At 63.7% G+C, this 16,286-nt stretch carries 14 protein-coding genes and 1 tRNA gene; 11 read left to right on the top strand and 4 right to left on the bottom strand.

What is annotated here, in order from left to right; genetic code table 11:
* The first annotated feature begins 158 nt into the window (after positions 1 to 158).
* Both IVA79_RS36900 and IVA79_RS04900 read left to right on the top strand, forming a co-directional pair.
* Positions 159 to 476: a hypothetical protein gene (locus IVA79_RS36900; RefSeq protein WP_346658145.1), complete on the top strand. Its 318-nt coding sequence runs from the start codon at positions 159 to 161 to the stop codon at positions 474 to 476.
* 53 nt (positions 477 to 529) lie between these two features.
* The gene (locus tag IVA79_RS04900) at positions 530 to 1,063 is read left to right on the top strand and encodes a transposase (RefSeq protein WP_247550735.1); all 534 of its coding nucleotides are present in this window, start codon (positions 530 to 532) and stop codon (positions 1,061 to 1,063) included.
* 167 nt (positions 1,064 to 1,230) lie between these two features.
* Here the strand turns inward: IVA79_RS04900 and IVA79_RS04895 are convergent, their stop codons facing one another.
* Positions 1,231 to 2,256 (bottom strand): helix-turn-helix domain-containing protein, encoded by a 1,026-nt coding sequence (locus IVA79_RS04895; RefSeq protein WP_247550734.1) that lies wholly within the window; start codon positions 2,254 to 2,256, stop codon positions 1,231 to 1,233.
* A 151-nt stretch (positions 2,257 to 2,407) separates the two neighbouring features.
* On the opposite strand from IVA79_RS04895, the gene IVA79_RS04890 reads away from it, so the two are divergent.
* The 4 genes from IVA79_RS04890 (at position 2,408) to IVA79_RS04875 (ending at position 6,199) form a co-directional block, all read left to right on the top strand.
* Positions 2,408 to 2,662, top strand: coding sequence for a tautomerase family protein (locus tag IVA79_RS04890; protein ID WP_247550733.1), 255 nt, complete (start codon positions 2,408 to 2,410; stop codon positions 2,660 to 2,662).
* 178 nt (positions 2,663 to 2,840) lie between these two features.
* Complete coding sequence (locus IVA79_RS04885) at positions 2,841 to 4,223, top strand: nodulation protein NfeD (protein ID WP_247550732.1); 1,383 nt, start codon at positions 2,841 to 2,843, stop codon at positions 4,221 to 4,223.
* Positions 4,220 to 4,981 carry a slipin family protein gene (locus IVA79_RS04880; RefSeq protein ID WP_247550731.1) on the top strand — a complete coding sequence of 254 codons (762 nt, stop codon included), beginning with the start codon at positions 4,220 to 4,222 and terminating at the stop codon, positions 4,979 to 4,981. Before IVA79_RS04885 ends, IVA79_RS04880 begins: the two co-directional genes overlap by 4 nt.
* A gap of 129 nt (positions 4,982 to 5,110) precedes the next feature.
* Complete coding sequence (locus IVA79_RS04875) at positions 5,111 to 6,199, top strand: asparaginase (protein WP_247550730.1); 1,089 nt, start codon at positions 5,111 to 5,113, stop codon at positions 6,197 to 6,199.
* A gap of 219 nt (positions 6,200 to 6,418) precedes the next feature.
* Here the strand turns inward: IVA79_RS04875 and glnA are convergent, their stop codons facing one another.
* On the bottom strand, positions 6,419 to 7,828 hold the full coding sequence (gene glnA, locus IVA79_RS04870) for a type I glutamate--ammonia ligase (protein WP_247550729.1): 1,410 nt from the start codon (positions 7,826 to 7,828) through the stop codon (positions 6,419 to 6,421).
* A 152-nt stretch (positions 7,829 to 7,980) separates the two neighbouring features.
* Positions 7,981 to 8,319, bottom strand: coding sequence for a P-II family nitrogen regulator (locus tag IVA79_RS04865; RefSeq protein WP_007603495.1), 339 nt, complete (start codon positions 8,317 to 8,319; stop codon positions 7,981 to 7,983).
* Between the two features lie 381 nt (positions 8,320 to 8,700).
* On the opposite strand from IVA79_RS04865, the gene IVA79_RS04860 reads away from it, so the two are divergent.
* Positions 8,701 to 10,200 (top strand): NAD(P)H-hydrate dehydratase, encoded by a 1,500-nt coding sequence (locus tag IVA79_RS04860; RefSeq protein WP_247550728.1) that lies wholly within the window; start codon positions 8,701 to 8,703, stop codon positions 10,198 to 10,200.
* Between the two features lie 4 nt (positions 10,201 to 10,204).
* On the opposite strand, the gene IVA79_RS04855 is transcribed toward IVA79_RS04860, so the two are convergent.
* Complete coding sequence (locus tag IVA79_RS04855) at positions 10,205 to 11,521, bottom strand: multicopper oxidase domain-containing protein (RefSeq protein ID WP_247550727.1); 1,317 nt, start codon at positions 11,519 to 11,521, stop codon at positions 10,205 to 10,207.
* Between the two features lie 154 nt (positions 11,522 to 11,675).
* On the opposite strand from IVA79_RS04855, the gene IVA79_RS04850 reads away from it, so the two are divergent.
* The 4 genes from IVA79_RS04850 to clpX all read left to right on the top strand — a co-directional run bounded on the left by IVA79_RS04850 (position 11,676) and on the right by clpX (position 16,037).
* Positions 11,676 to 11,760, top strand: a tRNA-Leu gene (locus IVA79_RS04850).
* A 173-nt stretch (positions 11,761 to 11,933) separates the two neighbouring features.
* Positions 11,934 to 13,295, top strand: coding sequence for a trigger factor (tig, locus tag IVA79_RS04845; RefSeq protein WP_247550726.1), 1,362 nt, complete (start codon positions 11,934 to 11,936; stop codon positions 13,293 to 13,295).
* Between the two features lie 380 nt (positions 13,296 to 13,675).
* Positions 13,676 to 14,311 (top strand): ATP-dependent Clp protease proteolytic subunit, encoded by a 636-nt coding sequence (locus IVA79_RS04840; RefSeq protein WP_247550725.1) that lies wholly within the window; start codon positions 13,676 to 13,678, stop codon positions 14,309 to 14,311.
* Positions 14,312 to 14,765: 454 nt separating this feature from the next.
* Positions 14,766 to 16,037, top strand: coding sequence for an ATP-dependent Clp protease ATP-binding subunit ClpX (gene clpX / locus IVA79_RS04835; protein ID WP_018320118.1), 1,272 nt, complete (start codon positions 14,766 to 14,768; stop codon positions 16,035 to 16,037).
* Positions 16,038 to 16,286 lie beyond the last annotated feature (249 nt).

Raw genomic sequence — 16,286 nt, 5'->3', positions numbered from 1 at the left:
CCTCCGCATTTGCCCAAAGCGCTCCGGCGCAGGAGGGGCCGATCACCTGCACTTCGCCGGTGGCGGCCTGACGACACCGAGAAGACCCTGAAACAGCGCTACGGCAAGGACGCCGTGGTGCAGGACCTGCCGGGCGCCGAGGGCGAGACAAGGGGATCGTGCTGTTTCCAAAGGCGAGGGACCGCCGCATCGAGGTCGCCTTCACCGACGACAAGGCCGGGCGCGCCTCCGGCCTGACTTTGCGCGACGCCGGCAAGACCAGCCTCTGGAACGTCGCCGGCGTCACGATCGGATCGAGCCTTGCCGATGTGCAGAAGGCCAACGGCAAGCCGTTCCTCGTCAGCGGCTTCGAATGGGAGCGGCTTCGTCACCGACTGGACGGGCGGCGCGCTTGGCCGTCAGATGCAAGGTGGCTGTCGGATGACGATCCGCTTCGTCAACTTTCCGGACAAGTGACGATGTGTGCTGGTGCGTAGGGCGGATTAGCCGAAGGCGTAATCCGCCATCTTGACCTGATCGGGCAGCTTCAATGCCAAACTATCGCCGTGCATTTGTTCCGGGTGGTTGCTGGTTCTTCACGGTCAATCTTCTCGACCGGAAGCAGAGGCTGCTTGTCGAGCACATCGCAGCGCTGCGCGCGGCCGTTGCAGCGACGCGTCGGGACTATTCTTTCACAATCGATGCGTTTGTCGTTCTTCCGAACCACCCTCATGCTGTCTGGACGCTTCCGGACGGCGATGCCGATTTTTCCATGCGGTGGAGGTTGATCAAGACGCGATTCGTCAAGACCTTGCCGAAGACGGAGCCCCTCACGGCGGTACAGATCGCAGGACGGGAACGTGGCATATGGCAGAACCGATTCTGGGAGCACCTCATCAGCGACGAGGCCGACTATGCACGCCATGTCGAGTATTGTTACATCAATCCAGTCAAGCACGGATATGTGACCCGCGTGTTGGACTGGCCACATTCGTCGTTTCACCGAGATGTCGAGGCCGGGCTGTTTCCCGAGGATTGGGCGGGGGATAGCAGCGCGGACGGTGACTTTGGCGAATCTGCGTGAGCGTCGCGAACAGTCGGCGGATTACGCCTTCGGCTAATCCGCCCTACGAGAACTGGCTCCATGCATTCAAGCCGCATTCCAAATCTCGGACGGAATAAACCAATCAGTAGGAATTGGTCCGTCCCCGTTTTTGCGGATCTGATTTGTTCTTTGAGAACGAAGTGGAGTCAGATGCAGAACGAAAACCGACGGATCTGACACGCAAGGCTTGTCTCTACACCGTCCGCTCCATCCGCCGGGCGCGATAGGCCTGCGGTGACATCAAGGTACAGCTTGCGGAACGCCTTGCGAAAGCTGCTCTCATCCTCGTAGCCGGCCGTGCGTGCGATGGCCTTGATCGGTTGCGTCGTCGTCTCCAGCAGCGTGCGCGCGTGCTCGACGCGGCGGCGCATGATGAAGGCTTGCGGCGGTTCGTGCGTGAGCTCCTGAAATTTCCGGTTCAGCGTACGCTCGCTGAGGCCGAGCGCGCCGGCAAGGCGCTTGACCGTCATCGGCGCCTTGCCGGTGCGGCGAACCAGCAGGTCGGCTCTGGTCAGCAGCGGGTCCTGCGAGAGCAAATAGCCGACGGGCATGAAGATCGACTGGGTCCGCTGGGCCGTGTCGATGACGACGTAGTCCGCGCACAACTTCGCGATCTCTTTGCCTTCGATCATCTCGATCAGCCTGAGCAGGAGGTCGACCCATGACATCGGCCCGGCGGCGCAGACGAGGCGGTCCGCAGCCGTGATGACTGCGTCGGCCGCGAGGTCGATCGTGGGATGGCGTTGCCGCAGCTCGCCTTGCAGCCACCAGGTGATGGTGGCGCGGCGGTTGTCGAGCAGCCCGGCGCCGGCCAGCAGGAACACGCCGCTGCAGAACGCGCCGATCAGCCGGCCGTTAGCGTGCTGCTGCCGGAGCCAGGCGCCGGCACGGGCATATTGCGGTTGCAGCCGCTCGGCCGTTACGTGATCGACGAGGTTGCCTGGTACGATGATCGCGTCGAAGCGAGCGTGTCTATCGATCGCGCCATCGACGGCCACCATCCGGCCGCCGCCGGCACGCACGGGCTTGCCGTCGAGCGACAGCGTCTGGCAGGTGAAGCGGGATTTTGCGGCGCTCTGCTGCATGACATGGTTGGCGAGCGACAGGATGTCGGCGATCCCCGCGATCGCCGAATGCATGCAACCTTCCACCGCGAGAATTGCGACCTTCATGGGTCCTCCGGACAGGTGCCGCGATGTTACCCGATCGCTGTGCGAGCCGCATGGCGGAAATTGCGCGATCTCTGTCTTATCCGCCACTGCCTTGCCGGCGCTGTCCGGTCCAATCTTCCGGTCTCGTCACATGACATGAACGGAGAGAGACATGCCTTACGTCACCATTTCCACCGTGCGCGGTATCCTGGACGCTGCCCAGAAGAAGACGCTGCTCGAACGCGTCACCGACCTGATGGTCGAGGTCGAAGGGCAGAACAACCCGGATTTCCGCCGCAACGTCTGGGTCAGGATCGAGGAGCAGGAGGCCTCGCACTGGTCGCTCGGCGGCATGCAGCCGACGGCTGAGATCATCGCCGGGACGTTCGGCACGATCGGGCCCGATGGCGTGAGAGTGACACGGTAGCAGCGCTTGGCGCACGGCGGATCAGCCGCAGGCATGATCCGCCCGCGCTTTTGCCAACCGACCACATCGCATCCTGCATGGCCATTTCCATTGCGTTGCACAATCGCAGCGCCGGTCTCCTCGGACAGCATTGAGGTTCACGAGACGCGCACCATATGCTCTGCAAGGGAGCCCTGCCGTGCAGACCATGAAGGCGGCCCTCGTTGCGGCGATCAGCGTCGTGGCTTTGACCTGCTGCCTCCTTCCCAGCCCAGCGGAGGAGAGCAGGCGTCTTGCACTGATTGTTTCGATCGACGGGGCCATTGGCCCTGCGTCGGCCAGTTACGTGAAGGAGGCCTTGGCCCAGGCAAGCGAGCGGCGTGCCGAGGTCGTGCTTCTGAGAATGAACACACCCGGCGGTCTCAATTCCAGCATGCGCGAGATCATCGCGGATGTGCTCGCCTCGCCCATCCCTGTCATCGGTTACGTCGCCCCCTCCGGCGCCCATGCGGCGAGTGCGGGGACCTATATCCTTTATGCGACCCACGTCGCGGCCATGGCACCGGGCACCAATATCGGTGCGGCGACGCCGGTGCAGATTGGCGGGCCGCTTCCGGGGCTGCCGAGCGGTACACCGGACAAAGACAGCAAAGACAAGAAGGATGAGCCGAAGGACGCGATGACGGCGAAGGCGACGAACGATGCCGTCGCCTTCATCCGCAGCCTTGCGGAGCTGCGCAGCCGCAATGCGGACTGGGCTGAGAAGGCGGTCCGGGAGGCTGCTACACTCTCTGCCAACGGGGCGCTGGAGGCACATGCCATCGATCTCGTCGCGCGCGACCAGGCTGAATTGCTGCGGCAGCTCGATGGTCGTGTGGTGGAGGTCGTGGGCGGCAAGACGCAGCGCCTCGCGACGAAGGATGCCATCGTCGAAGCCATCGACCCCGGACGGATCTCCCGCTTCCTGGCGGTCATCACCGATCCGAACGTGGCGTTCATTCTCCTGATGATTGGCATCTACGGCCTGATCTTCGAGTTCATGTCTCCCGGTGCCGTCGCCCCGGGAGTCGTCGGCGCGATCTGCCTGCTGATCGGCCTCTATGCACTCAATTTGCTGCCGATCAATTATGCCGGCCTCGCCCTGATGCTGGTCGGACTCGTGCTTCTCACCGTCGAAGCCTTCAACCCGACCGTGGTGGTCGGCTTCGGAGGGATCATCGCCTTCGTGCTGGGAGCCCTGATGCTGTTCAGGGCCGAGGCGCCCGGCTACCGCCTGTCGTGGTGGGTGATCGGCATCACCGCGGCCGCGTTCGCCGGCTTTGCTCTCGTCGTGCTTGGTTCGCTTCGGCGCATCCGTAAAGCTCCTGCACTCGTCGGCGCGCAGGCCATGCGCGGCCTGCCCGCCGAGGTTCTCGACTGGAACGGGAGCGAAGGCCATGTGTTCGCCCATGGTGAGCGCTGGCAGGCGCGCGGCGCCGACACGTTCAAGCCCGGAGAGATGGTCGAAATCGCAAGCGTCGTCGACCTTACGGTGCTGATACGGCGCGCGCCGGCGCGAACAGGCGAGGGAGGCTCTTCATGATGCTGGAATATTCGACCTATGCGGCGCTCGCGCTGCTTGTCGTCCTGTTTCTATCCCAGGCTATTCGAATTCTGCGCGAGTACGAGCGTGGCGTCATCTTTACGCTCGGCCGCTTTACCGGCGTGAAGGGCCCCGGCCTCATCATCCTCGTTCCGGTCGTGCAGCAGCTCGTCAAGGTCGATCTGCGGGTGATGGTGCAGGTGGTGCCGCCGCAGGACGTGATTTCGCGGGACAACGTGTCCGTCAAGGTCAACGCCGTTCTGTACTTCCGCATTGTCGACCCCGAACGGGCCATCATCAAGGTCGGCGACTACATGGCCGCCACCAGCCAGCTCGCCCAGACGACGTTGCGCTCGGTGCTCGGCAAGCACGAGCTCGACGAGATGCTTGCCGAGCGCGACAGGCTGAACGCGGACATCCAGGAGATCCTCGACAAGCAGACCGATGTCTGGGGGATCAAGGTCACCGGCATCGAGATCAAGGACGTGGACATCAACGAAACCATGGTTCGCGCGATTGCCAAACAGGCCGAGGCGGAGCGCTTGCGGCGGGCCAAGGTGATCAATGCGATGGGCGAGCAGCAGGCTGCTGAAAAGCTGGTCGAAGCCGGCCGCATTCTCGCGCAGGAGCCTCAGGCGATGCAGTTGCGCTATTTCGCGGCCCTGCACGACATCGCGGGCGAACGGTCGTCGACCGTCGTGTTTCCGCTGCCGACGGGCCTGCTCGACCATTTCATGCCGCGGCGTGACAATCCATAGCGGTAAGCGCGCGAGAATGACCCATCTTCGGCCCTAATGGGCGTGTCGAATGTTACCGACCTCAACGGGGAGAAACATTCGATGACGAAGCACGCCATTAGCCCAGCAAGCCGCCAACGTCGGACATTCATGCTTGCCGTTCCACTGGTCGCCCTTGCACTTTGTGCGTGGCCGATCGGCCCCGCGGTTCAGGCCGCAGAGCCGGGCAAGGACGCCCCCAGCGCCAATCTGCCCCGCATTCTGGTGCTGGCGACGGGCGGCACCATCGCGGGCCAGGCCGACGCGCGTGCGACGGGCGCGTACAAATCAGGCCAGATCACCGGCGAGCAGCTGATGCAGTCCGTCCCGGGCCTCGACAAGCTCGCCAAGCTGAATGCCGAGCAGATCTCGTCGATCGGGTCCCAGGACATGAACGACAAGGTCTGGTTCGCGCTGGCCCGCCGCATCCAGGGCGCCTTCGACAAGAACGAGGCCGATGGAATCGTCATCACCCACGGCACCGACACGCTGGAGGAGACCGCGTTCTTTCTCGACAACGTGGTGGGCGGCGACAAGCCGGTGGTGATCGTCGGCTCGATGCGGCCGGCGACGGCCGTGAGCGCGGACGGCCCCGGCAATCTCTACGAGGCGGTGCAGGTGGCCGCCGATCCCCGCGCGCGCGGGCGCGGCGTCATGGCGGTGCTGAACGACAAGATCCAGAGTGCGCGCTCGGTGACCAAGACCAACACCACCAGCATCGAGACGTTCGGCGCGCCCAATGACGGGCCGATCGGTTATGTCGACACCGCCGGCGGCATTCGCTTCATGACCCAGGGCGCCGGCTTCAGGCGCGCGACCTATCGGCTGCCGGCGGGCGAGCAATTGCCGCGCGTCGCGATCGTCTATTCGCACGCCAATATGGACGCCGTTCCGATCGAGGACGCCATTGCGCATGGCGCCAAAGGCATCGTGCTCGCCGGTGTCGGCGACGGCAACACGTCGAAGCCGGCGCTCGATGCGCTCGAAGCGGCGGCCAAGAAGGGCATCATCGTCGTCCGCTCCACCCGGGTTCGATCCGGCTTCGTCACAAGGAACGTCGAGGTCGACGACGACAAGAACGGTTTCGTCGTGTCCGAGGACCTCAATCCGCAGAAGGCGCGCGTTCTCACCCAATTGCTGATCGCAGGCGGCGTGACCGCGCCGGCGGAGTTGCAGAAAGCGTTCACGGCGACGTGGTGATCGTAATCTGTAGGGTGGGTTAGCGGGGCGGATTGCGCGAAGCGCAATACGTACGGCGTAACCCACCTCTTCTGTTTGCTCGGCCAGAGACAGCGGTGGGTTACGCCCTGCATTTGCGCTTTGCGCATCTGCAGGGCTAACCCACCCTACGATGCCCCAAAAGCGAAAAGGCGCTTCCATCGGAAGCGCCTTTTGCTTGTCGCATGAAATTTGGGCCGATCAGCCCGAATAGTACATGTCGAACTCGACCGGGTGCGGTGTCATTTCGAAGCGCTCGACTTCGGTCATCTTCAGCTCGATGTAAGCGTCGATGAAGTCGTCGTCGAACACGCCGCCGTTCTTGAGGAAGCCGCGGTCCTTGTCGAGGTTTTCCAGCGCTTCGCGCAAGCTGCCGCAGACGGTCGGGATCTGCTTCAACTCTTCCTTCGGCAGGTCGTAGAGGTCCTTGTCCATCGCCGGACCCGGATCGATCTTGTTCTTGATGCCGTCGAGGCCGGCCATCAGCATCGCAGCGAAGCCGAGATAGGGATTGGCAAGCGGATCGGGGAAGCGCACCTCGACACGCTTGGCCTTCGGCGAAGCGGTGTAGGGGATGCGGCATGAGGCCGAGCGGTTGCGCGCGGAGTAGGCCAGCAGCACTGGGGCCTCATAGCCCGGGACCAGACGCTTGTAGGAGTTGGTCGACGGGTTGGTGAAGGCGTTGATCGCCTTGGCGTGCTTGATGATGCCGCCGATGTAGTGGAGGCAGGTCTCCGACAGGTCGGCATACTTGTTGCCGGCGAACACCGGCTTGCCGTCCTTCCAGATCGACTGGTGCACGTGCATGCCCGAGCCGTTGTCGCCGTAGACCGGCTTCGGCATGAAGGTGGCGGTCTTGCCGTAGATATGCGCGACCTGATGGATGCAGTACTTGTAGATCTGCAGGTGGTCGGCCATCAGCGTCAGCGTGTCGAACTTCATGCCCAGCTCGTGCTGGGCGGAAGCGACCTCGTGGTGATGCTTCTCGACTTTGACGCCCATCTTGGCCATGGCCCCGAGCATCTCAGAGCGCATGTCCTGCACGGAGTCCTGCGGCGGCACCGGGAAGTAGCCGGCCTTGGTGCGGATGCGGTGGCCGAGGTTGCCGCCTTCATATTCGGTGTCGGTGTTGGTCGGCAGCTCCGAGGAGTCGAGGCGGAAACCGGTGTTGTAGGGGGTGGAAGAGAAGCGCACGTCGTCGAACACGAAGAACTCTGCTTCCGGGCCGACGAACACGCTGTCGCCGACGCCCATCGACTTCACCATGGCCTCGGCCTTCTTGGCGATGCCGCGGGGGTCGCGGTTGTAGGGCTCGCCGGTGGTCGGCTCGAGCACGTCGCAGGTGATGACCATGGTGGTCTCGGCGAAGAACGGATCGATCGTCGCGGTCACCGGATCGGGCATCAGGCACATGTCGGACTCGTTGATCGCCTTCCAGCCGGCAATCGAAGAGCCGTCGAACATCGTTCCTTCGGCGAAGATGTCTTCATCGATCATGCTGACGTCGAACGTCACATGCTGCCACTTGCCGCGCGGATCGGTGAAGCGCAGGTCGACGTACTTGACGTCGTTGTCCTTGATCGATTTCAGGACGTCTTTGGCGGTCTTCATGCATACCCCTTTTGGCTCTGCGGGTCGGTTTCCAGGTGAGCAACATTGTTTTCGCTTTTGGCGAGTTCGCGCGCGACCGCACAAACGAAATCAGGCCGCCGAAGCAGCCTTTTTCTTGTCAGAGTGTCGCAAAATGCGGGATAGCACCCGGCTCAGATAGCGTCCAGCCCGGATTCGCCGGTTCGGATGCGGATCGCCTCTTCGATGTTGGAGACGAAGATCTTGCCGTCGCCGATGCGTCCGGTCTGCGCGGCGCGGCGGATCGCATCGATGGCGCGCTCGACCAGATCGTCGCCGATCACGATCTCGATCTTCACCTTGGGCAGGAAGTCGACGATGTATTCTGCGCCGCGGTAGAGCTCGGCGTGACCTTTCTGCCGGCCGAAGCCCTTGGCCTCGGTGACGGTGATGCCCTGAAGGCCGACTTCCTGAAGCGCTTCCTTCACCTCGTCGAGCTTGAATGGCTTGATGATGGCTTCGATTTTCTTCACTGCGCGCCTCCCGGCCTTTCGAACAAATAGCAACGTCTTCGTCAGGATGCGCTTTTCTTAACGCACGATCTTGTCTTCGCTAAGCCGGGATCCCTGACCTGTCCGGCAACAACGGCCGGCGACACCCTGAGAAAGGCCAGTGAGCACGACGAACCGAAGCGGCTTCCTCGAAAGCAGGGTCTATGCCAAGTTGCAAATGCCCTGATTATTGGAGCGTTATCAGCCTTTTACGAGCATCTCTGCGGGGTGGCGCCGATCTGCACAAAATACCGAAGACTATGAAATAGGCAAACGGTTCAATATCTGTGCAGATCGTTGTTCCCCGCGTCGGATCGGCGCGGAAGATGCCTGTTGAAAAGGCGATTGTACTAGGGAAGTGGCATGGAAGTTCTGACCAACGCCGAAATGCAGCGCGCGGACCAGCTCGCCATCGCGGCCGGCACGCCCGGTTTCAAGCTGATGCTGAGCGCGGGCCAGGCGGTGGCCGAGGCCGCCCAGGCGCTGGTGGAGGAGGGGCCGATCCTGATCGTGGCCGGGCCCGGCAACAATGGCGGCGACGGTTTTGTCGCGGCCGCCGAGCTCGCCGCCCAGGGGCGGGAGGTCTCGGTGATCGCGATGTGCGAGCGCGACCAGCTCCAGGGCGATGCCGCCTCCGCCGCGCGCGGCTGGAAGCATCCGCTGCTGCCGTTCAATCCGCAGGCGATCGGACGGCCGGCGCTGATCATCGATGCGCTGTTCGGCGCCGGCCTCAGCCGTCCCGTCGACGGCGAGGCGCATGCGATGATCGAGGCGATCAACGCCAACGGCGCCGTGGTGCTCGCGGTCGACCTGCCGAGCGGCATCAACGGCACCAGCGCGGCCGTGATGGGCGCGGCGGTGAACGCCACCGAAACCGTCACCTTCTTCCGCAAGAAGCCGGCGCATCTCTTGCTGCCGGGCCGGATGCATTGCGGCCGCGTGCGCGTCGCCGACATCGGCATCGAGGCGCAGGTGCTGGACGAGATCGCGCCGCAGACCTTCGAGAACGATCCGGACGTCTGGGGTGCCGCCTTTCCGGTGCCGCGCATCGAGGGCCACAAATACGCGCGGGGCCATGTGCTGGCGGTCTCCGGCGATGCGGCGGCGACCGGCGCTGCGCGGCTGGCCGCGCGCGGCGCTTTGCGGGCAGGGGCGGGGCTGGTGACGCTGGCGAGCCCGCGCGATGCGCTCGCGATCAACGCGGCCGCGCTCACGGCCGTCATGGTTCGTCCCGTCGACACGGTCATCGAGTTCGGCGAGCTGCTCGGCGACAAGCGCTATGGCACCTGCATCATCGGCCCCGGCGCGGGCATTGGCGAGCGCACCTGCGATCTCGTTCACACCGCGCTTGCCGCGCGGCGTCATCTGGTGCTCGATGCCGATGCGCTGACGAGCTTTGCCGCAACCCCCGAGCACCTGTTTGAAGCGATCAAATCCTCAGGTGACAATGCGGTGGTGCTGACCCCGCACGAGGGCGAGTTTCCGCGCCTGTTCTCCGACCTCAGCAACAAGCATCCGGGCCGTTCCAAGCTGGAGCGCGTGCGCGCCGCCGCCGAGCGCTCGGGCGCCGTCGTGCTGCTGAAGGGACCCGACACCACCATCGCCGCTCCCGACGGCCGCGCCACCATCGCCGCCAACGCGCCGCCCTGGCTCGCCACCGCCGGCGCCGGCGACGTTCTCTCCGGCATCATCGCAGGGCTGCTGGCGCAGGGCGTGCCGGCATTCGAAGCCGCCAGCATCGGCGTGTGGATGCATGGCGAGGCCGCGCGCGAAGCCGGGCCGGGCCTGATCGCCGAGGACCTCACCGAGACGCTGCCGGCCGTGCACCGGCGGATCTACGATGCGCTGGGCATCGAATATTGAGCGCTCACTCCACCGCATACCAGCGCACCAACCGCGGCGCGGCCCATTCGGTGGCGACGGATTCGATCAGCCATCGTCCGGGCGAGGTCGCCGCGAACGCGATGCGCTGGGTCTGGCCGGGCTCGATCGCGAGCGTGTCGAGCCAGTAGGGCTTCCAGCCGTCGTCGAGCTTGTCGAGCAGGCGGAAGGGGTGGCCGTGCAGATGGAAGACGGTGGTGACGGGGGCGGGGTTCTTGAGGGCCAGCACGACGGTGCGGCCGGCCTTGGCGCGGAAGGCGGGCATTGAGGCGGTGGAGAAGCTTGCAGGCTGGATCCAGCCGGCGTCGGTTGCGCCCAGCGCTACATCGAACCGCAGAGCGCCTTTCAGGTCGAGGCGGTCGGGCAGATCGTTCGGAGGCAGTGGCTGTAGCGGCTGCAGCTCCGCGCGCCGCCGGATTCCGCCAGAGACCGAAAGGGTTCCGATCTGGCGGGCTGACTGGCCGTCGTGCAGCAGGAAGGGAGCCGAAGTCTCGACATCCACGAAGGCGTCGGCTCGCGCACCGGGAGCCAGGACGAGGGCGCCATTGCGGGCCGGAAATGGCTCGGTCGGCTGTCCGTCCAGGGCCATGACGCGGACGTCGTGACCTTCTAATTTGATTGCTAAAACAGTACGTTGCGAGCCGTTGATAAAGCGCAGCCGCAGCCGCTGATTCCCCGCGGCTGAGAGTTCGAATGAAGTCTGCCCGTTGATGGTGTAGAGCGGCCCCGCGTCCTTCGGATCCTGGCCCGGCGGGACGGCGGTGCCATCCGGCTGCAGGCGCCATTCCTCGATCAGCAGGACCTCGTCGCGATCAACGACGACTGGACCGGTCTCGGCCGCGATGATCGGAAGTGGACGCGCCGGCTGCTTCAGGCCGTCCTCGAACAGGCGGAAGTCGGCCAGCAAGGTTCCGGCATTGGGAATTGAAATGATTGAGGTTTCCACCGCATTTGGCGGCGCAGGCGCGCGTCCCCCCAACGGGTCAGCCGGGGCCCCGCCGCCAAGGCCGTACCAGACTGGCGCAAGTGGCACAGGCAGGTCGTTCCGAAACACTATTTGGCAACGGTCGCCACGCCTCAGACGGACGTCCCGGAGATGGTTTACGGCGGCGAGCTCCCAGATTGGTGTAGGCGGCTGTCCCGGCCTCAGAGCCAGCGTTGCCGGCCTCGCCTGAAGGGCGAGCTGGGCGGTCACGAGCGGACCCGCGCCGCCCGCTATCAGCCCGGCTGCTGAAGCTCCAAGGGAGGCCCCAAGGCCGGCCAAAAGCTCGCGTCGGGTCGGGTCAAAAATCCCAGGTTTCATGCGCCGATCCCGACCACGCGGCGCTGGATAAGTCCAGCCGTCGTGCTTACGTAAAGCCTGCCTCCATCGGGCCATTTTTTTGCTGCGAACAGTCAGGCACATGCTATAAGCCCGGCCGCCCGCGGCATCGCGGCCGGTCTTGATGCAACTTCACGCGGGCGTGGCGGAACTGGTAGACGCGCTGGATTTAGGTTCCAGTGACGAAAGTTGTGGGGGTTCGAGTCCCTCCGCCCGCACCAAGCGCTTATCGCGTTTGCACGGATTACGAGACCTGCTTCCGCGCGGATATTTGTCCGCCGGGAGCCGGTCCGATGAAGCACCGGCGTTGAGGCGTTCGCCTCGCGCCGGATCGATTAATGACAGCGTCCCGACGCATGCGCGCCGGGACCGAACGAGAAGAAGATTGGACGCCATGCAGGTCACAGAGACCCTCTCGGAAGGTTTGAAGCACGAGTTCAAGATCAGCGTTCCCGCGTCTGATCTCGACGCCAAGGCCGGCGCCAAGCTCGTTGACCTCAAGGACAAGGTTCGCATCAACGGCTTCCGGCCCGGCAAGGTGCCGGTCGCTCACCTCAAGAAGGTCTATGGCCGTTCGGTGATGGCCGAGACCATCGACCAGACCATCCGCGACACCAACACGCAGCTGTTCTCCGAGCGCGGCTTTCGCCTTGCGACCGAGCCGAAGATCACCATGCCGAGCGAGCAGGCCGAGGTCGAGGAACTCTTGAGCGGCAAGACCGATCTGACCTACACGGTCGCGATCGAGGTGGTGCCTTCGATTGCGCTCGCCGACTTCAAGACCTTTGAGGTCGAGAAGCCCGTCGCCGACGTCACCGACGCCGACGTCGATGAGGCGATCAAGCGCATCGCCGATACCAACCGCACCTTTGCCGACAAGGGCGAGGGCGCCAAGGCCGCCTCGGGCGACCGCGTCACCATCAACTTCAAGGGCAGCATCAACGGCGAAGTCTTCGAGGGCGGCACCGGCGAGGGCATCCAGGTCGCGATCGGCTCCAACACCTTCATTCCCGGCTTCGAGGAGCAGCTGATCGGCATTGGCGCCAATGAGACGCGCACGCTGAAAGTGTCGTTCCCGAAGAACTACATGAACGACAAGCTCGCCGGCCAGCCGGCCGAGTTCGAGACCACCGCGACGCTGATCGAGGCGCCGCAGGATCTCGCCATCGACGACGAGTTCGCCAAGTCGCTCGGCCTGGAATCGCTGGACAAGCTGAAGGAAGCCGCGCGCGAGCGTCTGGTTGCCGAGTTTGCCGGTGCGACGCGCCAGCGCGTCAAGCGCGCACTGCTCGACCGTCTCGACGAAGCACACCGCTTCGAGGCGCCGCCCTCGCTGGTCGACGAGGAGTTCAATCTGATGTGGAACTCGGTCAAGGCCGAGATGGCTTCCGCCGGCAAGACCTTTGCCGACGAGGACACCACCGAGGACAAGGCGAAGGAAGAGTACCGCAAGATCGCCGACCGCCGCGTGCGGCTCGGCCTCGTGCTCTCCGAGATCGGCGAGAAGAACAAGATCACCGTGACCGACGACGAGGTCGGCCGCGCCGTGATCGAGCGCGCGCGCTCGATGCCCGGCCGCGAGAAGGAGGTCTGGGACTATTACCGCAGCAACGCCCAGGCCTTGGCCCAGCTTCGCGCACCGATCTATGAGGACAAGGTGGTCGACTTCATCCTCGAGCTCGCCAACGTGACCGAGAAGAAGGTTTCGCGCGAGGACCTCTACAAGGACGACGAGGCGGAAAAGACCGCCGCCTGAAGGCTGCAGAGCGTTTTCGAGCGAAGTGGATACCGGTTCGCGTCAAGAAAATGCGTCAAAACTAAAATCCAGAGGCCCGTTCCGATACCATCGGAACGGGCCTCTGAGGCAGTCATCCATTAAGGATGATCAGCGAAGAGGCCCATCTAGCCAGATGGCCGGCTGGGCCTCTTTGTGCGAATCAGCTTCAACTGCCCGACGGATTAAGCCGTAATGCGCTGCGCACTTGTCAGACGCGAATTGGGCTATATCTGTCGGTACGCCTTCTAAATCTTACCCAAGTTCCTGCATCACAGGACGTGCATCCGCCCTTCCGGCAAATCCAGCCTTACTGGCAGCCAGGCCCGGCGATGTCCGTCTCCGAAAACCCTAGGTGACTCATGCGCGATCCGGTTGAAACCTACATGAACCTCGTGCCCATGGTGGTCGAGCAGACCAACCGTGGCGAGCGCGCCTACGACATCTTCTCGCGCCTGCTGAAGGAGCGCATCATCTTCCTGACCGGGCCGGTCGAGGACGGCATGTCGACGCTGGTCGTCGCGCAGCTCTTGTTCCTCGAGGCGGAAAATCCGAAGAAGGAAATTTCGATGTACATCAACTCGCCGGGCGGCGTGGTGACGTCGGGCCTTGCGATCTACGACACCATGCAGTTCATCCGCCCGCCGGTTTCGACGCTGTGCACGGGGCAGGCCGCCTCGATGGGCTCGCTCCTGCTCGCCGCCGGCGAGAAGGACATGCGCTTCTCGCTGCCGAACGCGCGCATCATGGTGCATCAGCCCTCCGGCGGCTTCCAGGGCCAGGCCACCGACATCATGCTGCACGCCCAGGAAATCCTGAACCTGAAGAAGCGGCTCAACGAGATCTACGTGAAGCACACCGGCCAGACCTACAAGTCGATCGAGGACGCGCTGGAGCGCGACAAGTTCCTGACCGCGAACGACGCCAAGGAGTTCGGCCTGGTCGACAGGGTCATCGACAAGCGCGCTGAGGAAGCGGCAGCGGCGAAGATCCCGTAGCACTACTGGAGTGTGACGCGATCCCGGCAACTCCTGGGATCGTCGCGCACGATCAGGGTGGTGTTCACGCTATGGACGCGTCTGCGCGCTGCAAAACGCAGTTTTGCGCCCCGCGACAGGCGGAAAGTTCCGCTTTCGTGCTTGTTTTTCGTGGCAATCCAGCAACGCCGGGGTGATTTCGATCACTTCGCCCGTACCAAGACCGGAAATCACGGTATTGTCACGGGTAGCCGGCGACCCCCGATTAGCGAATTCTTGATAGTCGGGTGACAGCATGGTTGGCTACGAATGATCGGCTATGATCGCGGAGAATCGAGTGACCGTGATTCGCACGGGATGTAACGCGTAGGGTCTTTTTTGGTACGCAATTTGCTCTACTTAAGCTTCAAGCCGGCCACCGTGCCGGAATGGAGCGATCGAGCGGAACGGCATCGAACCGCGGACGGAGACATGAATGAGTAAGGTCGGCACGAGCGACTCCAAGAACACGCTATATTGCTCGTTCTGCGGCAAGAGCCAGCACGAAGTCCGCAAACTGATCGCGGGTCCCACGGTCTTCATCTGCGACGAGTGCGTCGAGCTCTGCATGGACATCATCCGCGAGGAGAACAAGTCCTCGCTGGTCAAGTCGCGCGACGGCATTCCGACGCCGAAGGAAATCTGCAAGGTCCTGGACGATTACGTGATCGGCCAGAGCCATGCGAAGAAGGTCCTGTCGGTCGCGGTGCACAACCACTACAAGCGCCTCAACCACCAGACCAAGCACAACGACGTCGAGCTCGCGAAGTCGAACATCCTGCTGATCGGTCCGACCGGCTCGGGCAAGACGCTGCTTGCGCAGACGCTCGCCCGCATCCTGGACGTGCCGTTCACCATGGCGGATGCGACGACGCTGACCGAGGCCGGCTATGTCGGCGAGGACGTCGAGAACATCATCCTGAAGCTGCTCCAGGCCGCCGACTACAATGTCGAGCGCGCCCAGCGCGGCATCGTCTACATCGACGAAATCGACAAGATCAGCCGCAAGTCCGACAATCCCTCGATCACGCGCGACGTGTCGGGTGAGGGCGTGCAGCAGGCGCTGCTCAAGATCATGGAAGGCACGGTGGCTTCGGTCCCGCCGCAGGGCGGCCGCAAGCATCCGCAGCAGGAGTTCCTGCAGGTGGACACCACCAACATCCTGTTCATCTGCGGCGGCGCGTTCGCCGGCCTCGAGAAGATCATCTCGGCACGCGGACGGTCGACCTCGATCGGTTTCGCCGCCCAGGTGATGGCGCCGGAAGATCGCCGCACCGGCGAGATCTTCCGTCACGTCGAGCCTGAGGATCTCCTGAAGTATGGTCTCATCCCCGAATTCGTCGGCCGTCTGCCTGTCGTGGCGACGCTCGAGGACCTCGACGAGACTTCGCTCAAGAAGATCCTGACGGAGCCGAAGAACGCGTTGGTGAAACAGTACCAGCGGCTGTTCGAGATGGAGAACATCGAGCTGACCTTCGCCGACGAGGCGCTTGGCGCGGTCGCCCGCAAGGCGATCGAGCGCAAGACCGGCGCGCGGGGCCTGCGTTCGATCCTTGAGGCGATCCTGCTCGAGACCATGTTCGACCTGCCTGGCCTGGAAGGTGTGGAAGAAGTCGTGATCTCCCGCGAAGTCGTGGAAGGAACGGCGCGTCCGCTCTACATCTACGCCGATCGGTCCGATCGCGCCGTCGAGAACGCCAGCGCCTGATCTGACCGCGCTGGAACGCTCCAATTGTATGCTCAAGTCGGGCTGCGGAAGTGTATTTCCGCAGCCGGTGTTGTGTCGCTTACCGCGTTGCGTAAGCGCCTGATGGCGCGCGTTTTTCAATGACTTGACACCCCCCGGGTCGATAGCCACCTAATGTCGGCGGCGAGCGAAAATTCTCTTCCAGATTCGCCTCAGTTCCGATCCGGCAAGCCGGTCCAACTCGTAGAGGACCGACCGGTCTTGTGGATC

Source organism: Bradyrhizobium sp. 138 (assembly GCF_023074075.1).
GTDB lineage: Bacteria > Pseudomonadota > Alphaproteobacteria > Rhizobiales > Xanthobacteraceae > Bradyrhizobium.
The sequence above is the reverse complement of the archived record's forward strand: the minus strand, read 5'-3'. Positions and strand labels throughout refer to the sequence as shown.